General features: G+C 39.0%; 9 protein-coding genes. 5 read left to right on the forward strand and 4 right to left on the reverse strand.

From position 1 onward, the window contains the following. The first annotated feature begins 247 nt into the window (after positions 1-247). On the forward strand, positions 248-1,831 hold the full coding sequence (locus tag ABEG20_RS16050) for a peptide chain release factor 3 (RefSeq protein WP_406824292.1): 1,584 nt from the start codon (positions 248-250) through the stop codon (positions 1,829-1,831). Between the two features lie 139 nt (positions 1,832-1,970). Here the strand turns inward: ABEG20_RS16050 and ABEG20_RS16055 are convergent, their stop codons facing one another. Both ABEG20_RS16055 and ABEG20_RS16060 read right to left on the reverse strand, forming a co-directional pair. Then, a complete protein-coding gene (locus ABEG20_RS16055; RefSeq protein WP_406824293.1) occupies positions 1,971-3,488 on the reverse strand; it encodes a glycoside hydrolase family 32 protein in 1,518 nt (505 codons plus the stop codon). A gap of 70 nt (positions 3,489-3,558) precedes the next feature. Next, complete coding sequence (locus tag ABEG20_RS16060; protein WP_406824294.1) at positions 3,559-4,599, reverse strand: helix-turn-helix transcriptional regulator; 1,041 nt, start codon at positions 4,597-4,599, stop codon at positions 3,559-3,561. A gap of 1,019 nt (positions 4,600-5,618) precedes the next feature. On the opposite strand from ABEG20_RS16060, the gene ABEG20_RS16065 reads away from it, so the two are divergent. From ABEG20_RS16065 to ABEG20_RS16080, 4 genes are read left to right on the forward strand one after another with little or no spacing between them, the layout of a single operon-like run. After that, positions 5,619-6,716: a slipin family protein gene (locus tag ABEG20_RS16065; RefSeq protein WP_406824295.1), complete on the forward strand. Its 1,098-nt coding sequence runs from the start codon at positions 5,619-5,621 to the stop codon at positions 6,714-6,716. A gap of 59 nt (positions 6,717-6,775) precedes the next feature. Continuing rightward, positions 6,776-7,537, forward strand: a complete 762-nt coding sequence (locus ABEG20_RS16070; protein WP_406824296.1) for a DNA polymerase beta superfamily protein — start codon at positions 6,776-6,778, stop codon at positions 7,535-7,537. Beyond that, positions 7,527-8,588, forward strand: a complete 1,062-nt coding sequence (locus ABEG20_RS16075) for a DNA polymerase beta superfamily protein (RefSeq protein ID WP_406824297.1) — start codon at positions 7,527-7,529, stop codon at positions 8,586-8,588. The genes ABEG20_RS16070 and ABEG20_RS16075 overlap by 11 nt, the downstream gene beginning before the upstream one ends. A gap of 12 nt (positions 8,589-8,600) precedes the next feature. Continuing rightward, a complete protein-coding gene (locus tag ABEG20_RS16080) occupies positions 8,601-10,025 on the forward strand; it encodes an RtcB family protein (protein WP_406824298.1) in 1,425 nt (474 codons plus the stop codon). Between the two features lie 473 nt (positions 10,026-10,498). Here ABEG20_RS16080 and ABEG20_RS16085 read toward each other — a convergent pair whose 3' ends face one another. Continuing rightward, positions 10,499-11,350, reverse strand: a complete 852-nt coding sequence (locus ABEG20_RS16085) for a hypothetical protein (protein ID WP_406824299.1) — start codon at positions 11,348-11,350, stop codon at positions 10,499-10,501. Positions 11,351-11,420: 70 nt separating this feature from the next. Continuing rightward, entirely contained in the window at positions 11,421-12,674 is a 1,254-nt protein-coding gene (locus ABEG20_RS16090) for a pyridoxal phosphate-dependent aminotransferase (protein ID WP_406824300.1), read from the reverse strand. Position 12,675: the final 1 nt, after the last annotated feature.

A 12,675-nucleotide genomic window follows, 5' to 3' on the forward strand; every position in this document is an offset into this window, starting at 1 on the left:
AAACATTTTAGCACAAAACTAAAGAATGATTAGGGAGAAAATTTAATTTTAAGCGGATATTTTTGATCTGACCGCTCCGGATCAATTTAATCCATTCACCCCGGCAATAAAACAATACAACATCCTAACAATTAATGATAAAGCTTTTTATTATCTTTGCAGCCTGATGAAACAACAATATTCAAATCTTATCGCTGTTAAATTCCTTTAACCAGGTTTCATCATCTTTTACATCCAAAATTTTATTATGCTTAACCCTGAAATAGAAAAACGTAAAACCTTTGCCATTATTAGCCACCCCGATGCCGGTAAAACTACATTAACAGAAAAGTTTCTGCTGTTTGGTGGTGCCATCAATACAGCTGGTGCGGTAAAAAGAAATAAAGCCAACCAGAGCAACACCTCCGATTTTATGGAGATTGAAAAGCAGCGTGGGATCTCTGTTGCCACTTCGGTAATGGGTTTCGAGTACAGCGGTAAACGTATTAATATTCTGGATACACCTGGTCACAAAGACTTCGCCGAAGATACCTACCGTACGCTATCTGCTGTTGATAGTGTGATTTTGGTGGTTGATTGTGTAAAAGGTGTGGAGGAACAGACCGAGAAGCTCATGTCGGTTTGCCGCATGCGGAACACGCCGGTAATTATCTTCATCAACAAAATGGACCGGGAGGGTAAAGAAGCTTACGATTTATTGGATGAAATTGAAGAGAAACTAAACATCAGTCTGTGTCCACTTTCGTGGCCTATTGGACAAGGGCATACTTTTAAAGGTGTTTATAGCATTTATAACAAACATTTAAATTTATTTAACTCTGATAAAACCAAAGTAACCGATTCGGTTGTGGCGGCAAGCGATTTAAATGATCCTTCTTTATTAAACTACCTTAAAGAAAACGAAATCAATACGCTGAAAGATGATGTTGAACTGGTTGATGGTATTTATGGTAAAATTGATAAGGATTTATATACCGACGGTTTGGTTGCGCCTGTATTTTTCGGCAGTGCGATTAATAATTTCGGGATAAAAGAGCTTTTAGATACTTTTATCGATATCGCACCCAGCCCAAAACACCGTGAAGCTGAAGAGCGCGATGTGTTGGTAGAAGAAAAAAACTTTAGCGGCTTTGTATTTAAAATTCACGCCAATTTAGATCCTAAACACCGCGACAGGATTGCCTTTTTGAGAATTTGCTCCGGTAAATTTGAACGTAATAAATTTTATTACCATACCCGTCAGGATAAAAAACTGAAATTCTCTAACCCGATGGATTTTATGGCCAATGAGAAAAGTATTGTTGAAGAGGCCTGGCCTGGTGATGTGGTGGGTTTATACGATAGCGGCAACTTTAAAATTGGCGATACTTTAACTGAAGGTGAAAAACTGCAGTTTAAAGGCATCCCGAGTTTTTCTCCATCTATTTTTAAAGAGGTAGAAAACATGGACCCGATGCGCACCAAACAGCTGGAAAAAGGAATTGAACAATTAACGGACGAAGGGGTAGCACAATTATTTGTGATGCAGCCCGGAAACCGAAAAGTAATTGGTGCGGTAGGTGAACTCCAGTTCGAGGTAATCAATTTCAGGTTAGAGCATGAATACGGGGCGAAATGTCGTTTCCGCACGCTGAGTTATACACGCTCAAGCTGGGTGACTTCTATTGATAGAAAGAAACTGGATGAGTTTGTGAAACGTAAGCAACAACACATCGGCTTTGATAAAGAGGCAAACCCGGTTTACCTGGCCGATAGTGAGTATATGATTAATTTAACCAAGCAGGATTATCCTGATATCGAATTTCATAAAACCAGCGAGTTTAAGAGTTAGTTTTAGTCCGGAGTCTGGAGCAGACTTCCGTCATTGCGAGAAGGCTTTTTCAGCCGACGAAGCAATCTTTACAGGAACAATCGTTAGCTTGAAAGATTGCTTCGTCGTTCCTCCTCGCAATGACGATCAGTGCTAATTATCATTCCCTACTTAAATCCCAGATCTTTAAACTACTTAAAGTGCTTTTTCCATCTTTCGAAAATGCCGTAATCCCGGTGGCCTTTTCATCTGGAAAAATCATGGTCGAAATGACCTTTTCACCACCATTCCCAAAAACTTCAAGCGATGATTGATCAATCAGGATCTGAATTTTCACTTTACCAGCCACAGGATTTATTTTGGCAGTTTGAATGATATTTTTATCGTTTTTAATATCTTTTTCTGAACGTGAACAATCGACATAAAGCTCATTTTTATCACCGTGGTAACCCACTTCAATTTCTTTAACTACTTTTCCTTCTCCATCTTTCAATTGTGCCAGTTTGAAACCTGCATTTTTTGAATTACTTAGCTCAAATTCGGCCTCAATCCAGTTTGCATTGCTAATATTATCCAATTTCAGTTCACCATCAACAAGTAGACCCTGTTTGGAAACTACCCGGTTTTGGGCAAGTTTTTTAAGATTATCAGCGATGACCGAACTCGGCTGCTGAAACAACCTTACTCCCTCAGTTGTAGTTTTTAAAGTTAAATCTCTTGGAATAGACATCTGCCCCTTCCAGGGGAAGGTTTCTTTGCCACCAGGCTGCAACCAGCCTAAAAGGATGCGCTTATCATTTGGTGCATTGTTCCAGGTAATCGCTGCATAAAACGAATCGCCATCATCTACGAGTAAGGTTAACTGGCCGTCATTGTCATTTTTAAAGGTTTTGCCATCAAAATCGCCCACAAAATATTGCATGGTTGGCCCTTTTGGTCCAAATAGCGAGATCATCAGCACCCACTTGGTGTTGCTCTTATTTCCATCCACTGCCAACGGAATGATAAAAGGGCATTCCCAGCCACTGCCTTGATTGCCCTGCTTTCCAAAATCGCTGAGCATGGTCCAGTCTTTCAGATTTTTTGAACCATAAAACCGGGCCTGATGCTCATCAACCATTGCAACGGTCATGATCCATTGCTTAGAAGCTTCATGCCACCATACATTTGGGTCGCGGAAATCTTTTTTGTTTAAATTGATAATGGGATTTCCTACGTAGTTGGTAAAAGTTAAACCGCCATCATTGCTATAGGCCATATACTGCGATTCGTTATGCTGTTTTGGCAAATCAGCTGTGTAAAAAGCCAGAATTGGCGCTTTGCCCTGGCCTAAACCACTTACATTTTGTTGATCCAAAACTGCCGAACCAGAAAAAATCATGGTGGTGGTATCTTTGGTTACTTTTTCGGCAATGGCAACTGGCAGGTGTTCCCAATTGACCAAATCTTTACTTTTTGCATGGCCCCAGCTCATGTGTCCCCATTTATTTTCGAACGGATTGTACTGGTAATACAAATGATATTCACCGTTCAGGTAAATTAATCCATTTGGATCATTAAGCCAATTGGTAGGTGCGGTAAAATGATAACTGGGACGCCATTGCGGGGTAGCTTGCTGCGCAAATGCGCCTAAACAAGAAGCCACAAGGATAGATAAGATATATTTGGTTCTGCTCATCGCTGGTTATTGAGCCTTCAAAATACAAATAAGAACCCAATTACTAAAACGTTTAATCCAATGATCATGCTCAAACCCCATCCTTTTGTTTATCTTCTGCTATTTCATATTGTTTGTAAGTCTGTTCTAAACGGCGCTTAATTTTAGCAATCAGCAACCTGGGCGATCGTACTTTTACACACTCGCCAAAGCCAAGTATTTCACGCTCTAGCTCGTAGTTTAGCACAACATCAATTCTGATTGTAGTCGTACTGGCATTTTTGTTCAACACTACCTGCGAGGTATGCAAAGGCTTGGTGATGACATAAGGTGCATGATCGTTGGTAAATTCCAGAATCACTTTTTGCGCCCTGTCTCTTTCGCTTTTGGTCACCCCGATTAAATCATCATAATAACGATCGAAATCTATACCTTCATAGGCAATAAACTCTTCATTAGGCAATTCCTGGAATTCTACAATACGATCCAGAGCCAGATTTAAGATCCCAGGCCGCTTTTTAGCCTTGCAGATCACAAACCAGCGGTTGCGGTATTCTTTTAACAGGTACGGGAAATAAATGCCTTGCTGGGCCTGTTGTGCTTTGAACGATTTATATTCAATTAACAGGGATCGCTTATTTAAAACCGCCTGGTAAAGTGGCGGAATACATTCGAGCCCTTTTACCAGCTTATTGCTTTCCAACTGGATGTTATTGCCACTTTGTTTGGTCGATTTATACAGGTTATTCTCCAAACGGGCAATCATATCGCTCATTTCATCGAAATAGTTGAAGGCATTAAACTGCTTTAGCACGCCTACAATTTCTTTCATTTTATCTACATCGGCATGATTAATCGGTGCTTTTGTAATACTAAAACCGGGATCTTCATAGGCATAAAAACGCTTGTCTTTTACCACAATGGGGGCATTGTAGCCCAATTTATCACTCCGCATCAACTGAATATCGGCCTGTATGGTGCGTTTGCTTACCCCGCTGGTTATACCTTCCAGTTCGTAAAGGGTTTCGGCAACCTTTTCAATCAGATCATCAAGTGTCCATTTACGGAACCGGTTTCTCAAACAATCGTCGATGGTTTTGTAACGGATGAGTGCTAGTTTATTGATGGCCATTTTACGTGTTTTATTGTGGTGGTTAAAAATCTGGCATATAAGTCTCTGTTAAAGATACCTAAGTTCTCCACAACTACGCAATACAATTGCGCAATTAAGCACTAAAAATACTAATACCATAGAAAATAAAACTTTATCCAATTAAAAACCAACGAATTAACTAAAATTCATTTAAAAATTTTCAACTGCGCAATTCCTCCGCGTAGCGGCAGTCGCATCTTTGTAATGTCGCCGGTCGATAATGAAGTTCTTTGAAAAATATCAATAATAAATAACTGATTTACAGTAAAAGTTTCAAGAATACGCGCTCTCCCGGTGCTACTCATGTTCAGAGCAGCACGCTATAAGAAGCCCCCTGTACCGCAGATGCGGAACAGGGTTAACGGCAGCACTTGAACAGTTTAGTAATTCAGTACGATATAAAGAAATTCCGGTGAATAACCGGGATGGCAACACTACATAAAAACTGATCCAGGTTGCGGGTTTCGGTATAGCCCCAAAGTATTCGTGCCATTGCATGGAATATACTGATCAGGATGGTGATAGTCTTGTCCGAACACGTTGTGTGCCGTGGGTTCGAATCCCACTTCCGATATATTCGGAATAACTCAGGGGTTAGAGTAACAACCAGATATGCAGGTTCGAATCCTGCTTCCAAGGTATTGGAATAGCTAATTGGTAAGCGTTTAGGGCTCAAAATCCAAAACAAAAAGATGAGCAACTTTTCAAAATGCTCAAAAAAACGACCTTGTAAAACCACATTCCACTTAAGGATTCCTTAGTGTTTCCTGACAAGTAAATTTGCTTTTGCTTTGAAAATAAAGACGATGAACGAACGATTTAAAAATCAGATTATAAAATGTTAGTAATAATCTCCGGATTTCATCTAACTGAAAAATAATTTCATTTTTAAACACATCAGGATTCAATTTATTTCCGCAAAAACCCAGATGAATGTGCTTTTACAAGGCTTTGTAAGCAAAACAATTAAATAATTATAAATCTTAACATCAAAAAACATGAAAAGAGTAACCATTAACACCAATTATGTTGGATTGGTGTTTAAAAGAGGAAAATTAAAAAACGTATTAACAGCAGGAACTTACTGGTTGGGCTTTGGTGAAGAGATTACGCTATACGATATGGGAAAGGAATATTTTTTCACCCTTGCCGAATTGGAAGTATTGTTAACCAACACTGCTTTTACCGATCTGGTGCACGTAGTAGATGTGGCCGATAATGAATTGGCACTGGTTTACCGAAACGGGAACTTTAAAAATGTTTTAACTGCCGGTAAACATGCCATTTGGAAAGGTTTGTCGAGCTATAATTTCGAAACGGTAAACATCAGCGACATCGAAATTGAAGGTAATATTGATCGCAACTTACTGGAAAAAGCACCATTGGTAAATTATATTAGGGCATTTAAAGTAGAGTCATTTGAGCAAGCTTTATTATTTATCAATGGAAAGTTTGATAAAATACTGGAAGCCGGAAATTACATGTACTGGAAAAACGCGACTACCATCAATGTTGTTAAAACCGATATGAGACAATTGAACCTGGAAGTAGTGGGACAAGAAATCTTAACCAAAGATAAAGCGCAATTGCGAATTAACTTCAGTGTGCAATACAAAGTAGCCGATATCATTAAAGCTTTGCTGGAAAACAAAGATTTTGAAAAGCAATTGTACATTACCATGCAATTGGCACTAAGAGAATCAATCGGCTTAATGACTTTTGATGAATTGATGGAGAGCAAAGAGAAAATTGCCGCACAGGTAATGGATTTAACCCTTGCCAAAGCAGCAGATTTGGGTATAAAACTAACAAACTGTGGAGTTAAGGATATTATTTTGCCAGGCGATGTGAAAGAAATTATGAACCAGGTTTTAGTTGCCGAAAAAAGAGCCCAAGCCAATATCATTACCCGACGAGAAGAAACAGCCTCGACCAGAAGTTTGTTGAACACAGCCAAATTAATGGAAGACAATGCCATGTTGTATAAGTTGAAAGAGATGGAGTATGTGGAGAAAATCGCAGAAAAAATCAACAACATCAGCTTATCTGGAAGCGGCCAGATTGTGGATCAATTAAAGCAAATCTTCGTAAAATAAATTAAATTTAGAAGCCCCCGGCCAGGCGAATGTTGCCTGCCGGGATTAATGAAAATGAAATGAAAACAACCATCATAAACAGGCTTGCAGCAATCGAACGATCAAACGACATCAAAATATTATTTGCCTGCGAATCAGGAAGCCGCGGATGGGAATTTCCGTCACCGGACAGCGATTTTGATGTGCGTTTTATTTATGTACGTCCGATTAACCACTATCTTTCTATTTCAGAAAAAGATGATCAATTGGGTTTTCCGATTAACGATGAACTTGACATTTACGGCTGGGATATAAAAAAGGTGCTTAAACTGATCCGGAAATCAAATACAACTCCATTTGAGTGGCTACAATCGCCAATCATTTATGGAGAACAGCCTCATTTCAGAGATGAATTATGGGAATTGTGTCAATCTTATTTCTATAGGAAAACAAATATCAACCACTATTTAGGAATAGCACATGGCGCATTGAATACGGTGATAAATGGTGATGAAATTAAGATCAAAAAGCTTTTTTATGTCCTGCGACCTTTACTTTCAGCAAAGTGGTGTTTAGAGAAAAATGAGATAGCTCCAATGACCATCGGTCCACTTTTAACCTTAATGCCAAAGTATCTTCAAACAATGGTTAAAGATCTTATTGTGCTAAAATCTAGTTCGGCAGAGGGGTTTATCATCAAAATAGACCCAAAATTGCGCAGGTATATCGATGATGAATTTAAAAACTGCACTGAAGAGGCTAAAGATCTACCGAAAGAAAGCTTTGATACAGAAATGCTAGATACCTTCTTTAGAAACACTATAAACCGTCATGACAATTAAAGATTTAAAGGATCGAAACCTGATTTTATTTGAATGCTTAAGCGGCAGCAAAGCTTATGGACTGGATACCCCGCAATCAGACACTGATATTAAAGGGATATATTATATGCCAAAAGAAATGTTTTTTGGGCTGAAGTATATTCCACAGATCAGCAATGAAAGTAACGATGAGGTATATTATGAAATTGGCCGCTTTGTGGATTTACTGATCAAGAACAACCCGAACATCGTAGAAATTTTAGCGACTCCAGAAGAATGCATCTTATACAAGCATCCCATAATGAATAGGCTAAATATCGATATGATTTTATCGAAACTATGCAAGGATACCTTTGGTGGGTATGCATTAACACAGATCAGAAAAGCAAAGGGCTTGAACAAGAAAATATTAAACCCGATGTCAAAAATGAGAAAAACGGTCTTGGATTTTTGTTTCATTACAGAGAATTATTCATCGGTTAAAGCGAATAAATGGCTTAAAAAACACAATATTTCTAAGGCAGATTGCGGCTTATCGAAAATTCCAAATGCAAAAAACCTATATGCGCTATTTTATGATGCAGAAAAGAGATTTGGTTACAAAGGGATTGCAAATAAGGAAAACGCTAACGATGTATCAGTATCCTCCATACCTAAAGGAGAAAAAGAAATTGGGTATTTGTTTTTCAATCAGGATAGTTATTCCTCCTATTGCAAGGAACATAACGAATATTGGGAATGGGTAGAAAAGCGTAATGAAGAACGCTATAAGTTAAATAAGACACATGGAAAAGATTACGATGCGAAAAACATGATGCATACCATAAGGCTTTTGCAAGTAGCACTTGAAATTGTGTGTGATGGGAAACTTACCGTGAAACGGCAAAACAGAGATGAACTTCTTTCGATAAAAAGAGGCGACTTTGATTATGATCAAGTATTAAAAATGGCAGAAAAACTGATGCTAAAAATTGAGCAAGAAACACTTACAAGTAAACTTCAGGATAAACCAGATGAGCGACAAATTGAATGTTTACTAGTAGAAATGCGATCAACACTTTATGCCAATTAAAAAAACAAAACAATGAACAACAATATAACAGGTAACAACCTGATCGAAATCGGTTATACCGAAGGAAAAATAGTAGGCTTGGCTTTAGCTATCGTGAAAGAAAATTTTGCGGATATTGAAGAAAAAGAATTATTGGCCTTATTTAAAAAAGTAAAAGATTACCCGGAAAGTTTTTTGGATGATCCGGTTTTAAATACATTGGCAACAGCCATGATTGAAGAAGCCAATGCACCAAAAGACGAAACCATCGCGCTCGTAAATAATGCGAAAACCTATGCAGTATTTGGCCCTGATTACATTGAAGAGGGCGCCAGAAACCAAATGGATATTGCCATGAAATTGCCGGTATCTGTAGCAGGTGCTTTAATGCCCGATGCACACCAAGGTTATGGCTTGCCTATTGGCGGTGTGCTGGCCACCAGGAATGCTATTATTCCCTACGGTGTAGGTGTTGATATTGGTTGCCGAATGGCACTTAGCATTTTCGATATCCCCGAAAAACATTATTTCGGGAAGGATGCGATGTACAAACGCGAATTGATTGCATTTACCAAATTTGGTGCCGGGCAAAACTTTAAAGGAACTGAGAAAGCAGATCATGAGGTTTTGGAAGATGAAGCTTTTAACAGCACACCTTTTTTAAAAAACCTGCATGGAAAAGCCTGGGCTCAATTGGGTACTTCGGGCGGAGGTAACCATTTTGTAGAATGGGGGATTATCGATTTTGCCGAACGTGATGAGGTTTTAAATATTGATAAGGGCCGTTACGTGGCTTTATTAACCCACTCCGGTTCGCGCGGCTTAGGTGCTACCATTGCCGGTCATTATACCAAACTGGCAAAAGACATTTGTAAACTTCCTAAAGAGGCCGCAAACCTGGCTTATTTAGATCTGGATACTGCCGAAGGACAAGAATATTGGATTGCCATGAATTTGGCTGGCGATTATGCCTCTGCCTGTCATGAGGTGATTCATAAAAGATTAACCAAAGCCATTGGCGCCAAAGTTTTAGCCAGGGTAGAAAACCACCATAACTTTGCCTGGAAGGAGTTGATCAATGGGGAGGAAGTAATTGTTCACCGTAAAGGTGCTACGCCTGCAGGTATGGGCGTGATGGGGATTATCCCCGGCAGTATGACTGCACCAGGTTTTTTAGTACGCGGAAAAGGTGAAACCAGTGCCATCAATTCGGCATCGCATGGTGCCGGTAGGCAAATGAGCAGGACGAAAGCGATCCAATCGATTACCAAATCGGATATGAAAGCGATTTTGAAAGATCATAATGTAACCTTAATTGGTGCAGGGTTAGACGAAGCCCCAATGGCTTATAAAGACATCCATAAAGTAATGGCTGCACAAACTGAACTGGTTGATGTGGTGGCTAAATTCGAGCCTAAAATGGTAAGAATGGCTGATGACGGGAGCAGGGAGGATTAGTGTTGAGCTGGGAGTTTGGAGTCCTAAGTTTAAAGTCTAAAAACCTCGTTGGTTTTAAAACCTGCGAGGTTTTTTTATGCTATTTAGAAGAAAATTGATTCTTACCTATGGTCCAAAAGAAAAGAACTTCAATCCTATCGGCTTTAACCTCATAAAATACAGAAGAAAGCTTTTTAATTAATCCTTCCCTGATCTGCTTTAAGAAATGCCTTTAAAGCTTTTTCTTGCATTTTATCTGAGTGTATAAGGTAAGTTCCCATATCAACGTGATTTTAAACTAGTATACAAATTTAAAGATTATTAACCTGAATTCGATTGCTATTATTTGTAGCAAGTATCTACTTTTTATCGCTTCTAGGCTAGGCGTCGCGTCATGCTGAATTTATTTCAGCATCCTTTTATCCGGAATAGACCCTGAAATAAATTCAGGGTGACGACAGCTTTTTGAAATCTCTTCTTAAAAATTTTTGCAATTAAATATTTGCATTCTGAAGCGGATAATATTTAACTACACTTTTTACTTTTTTATCTTTTTCTTTACCAGTGAGATTGGTCACATTAATTATATTAATATACTTTGTTGGGTCTCCGGTAGATTCGAAAACAATTACTTCAGCATAATTTGTTTCGCTATGCAAGGAAGGATGATCATTCAAGACCGTAAAATTTCTTTTACCAAGTTCACTTAAAATCTCTTCTTTACTTACAACTACAGGAATACGGTTATGTATTTTACGTCTTTTCATCCACTGGTCGTTTATTTCCGAGTATGGCATACTTACCTGACCATTTAAAACGCCAAAAATTGCACCCCCAAGAATAACGACAAACTCTCCAGCCCAAATAACCCATAACAATACGCCACTAATGGTACCAGTACTTTCGATGCGGAATGTACCTATTTTATTCAGATTAATAATTTCCTGAATTAAAATATTAGGATGGGTAAAAAGGAAAAAGAAATCAGAAGCCAAAACCTTTAAATCTGCACTATCCAGATTAAAAGTAAAACCCTTATTACTGTAGGCTAAGGTATCGAAGAATACCCATTGAATATAAAAGGCCAATAATCCACAGAAGACGGCAATAATGGTAACGATCTTTTTATTCCTGACTTTTCCGATCTTAACACCAAGATCAATAAAAAACCCTAAACCCAAGCCTAAAAGCAAAGCGATAATAGCGATGAACCAAATATTCGGAATAAGCCTTCCGAGGATAATGTAAAAAAGTGGAAGAATAAAAGACGCCAAAATACCGATGGCAAGTGTAGTAAGAATAGCTGACGGCGAGGCGTAACCTTGAGGCTTATACTTGGGTTCCATAAAGCGTGAAATGAGATTTTTTATTTGAACACTCCATCATGCAATTTGTTTGGTGGAGTGTTCAAATTCTCTATTTCAATTTGCTCAAAGCTGTTTTTATCCTAGGCAGCATGTCTTTAATGTCTTGTAGTGTACAAGCGCCCACCGATGCCCTAAACCATGGCATGCTATCTTCATTTCCGAACGCAGAGAAAGGTACTAATGCAGCGCCCGCTTCTTTAATTAAATAGAAATTTACATCTGCACTGTCTTTTAAAAGCTGACCATCTTCGGTAGTTTTACCAATATAATCTATTTTAATGGTCAAGTAAATGGCGCCCATCGGTTCTACTGCATCTACATTAAAACCTTCGGCTTTCAAAGCATTAAAGCCATTATAAAGCGCGTTTAAACTATCCTGGATCTTTGCTTTAAAGCTGGTTAAAAAAGTATCAACCTGTGGCTTGTTATTAAAATAGTTAGCCATGGCAACCTGCTCGGCTTTTGGTGCCCAGGCCCCCATGTGGCCAACCAATGCTTTCATCCTGTTGATAATATCTTCCGGACCAAAACCCCAGCCTACACGTACACCCGTTGCAGCCAGACATTTAGAGCTACCATCAACAAAAATGGTAAAAGGTTTCATTTCCGGGCGTAGCGAAACCGGATTTACATGTTTTTTATCAAAAGTTAAAAGCGAGTAAATCTGATCGTACATCAGGTAAAGCGGTTTTTCATCAGCACCTCTCGTAGCATTTTCTTCCAAAACAGCATCACAAATCTCCGCCAAAGCATCGGCATCGAACATGGTACCGGTAGGATTTAATGGCGAGCACAGGGCCAATAATGTTGCCCCCTTTAAATGCGGTTTTAACTGTGCCGCAGTTGGCATAAAATGATGGGCCGCATCGGTTTCTACGGCAATGGCATTTGCCGATGTTAAATGGCAATAATGATTATTATTCCAGGATGGCGCAGGAAACACTACCGTATCGCCCGGATCAATCAATGCCAGAAAAGTAGCATAAATTAAAGGACGGGAACCGCCTGAAACCAAAATGCTGTTGGTATTATATTCCAGGCCAAACCTATCTTTCAACAATTCTGAAACGGTTTCGCGCAAAGGTAAAACACCATCTGCAGGTGGGTAATTGGTTTGATTGGCATTGTACGCTTCCACAATCCCTGCTTTTAACTCAGCTGGGATCGGGTAAATATTCGAATCGAAATCGCCAATGGTCAGGTTAGCAATCGATGCGCCTTTACGCTTCATTTCGTTAACCTCGTTACCAATTTTTATAATTTCTGAGCCAATTAATGAGTTGGCTATTACTGAAACTTTCATA

The sequence above is a fragment of the Pedobacter sp. KACC 23697 genome, assembly GCF_045348445.1.
In the GTDB taxonomy this organism is placed as follows: Bacteria; Bacteroidota; Bacteroidia; order Sphingobacteriales; family Sphingobacteriaceae; genus Pedobacter.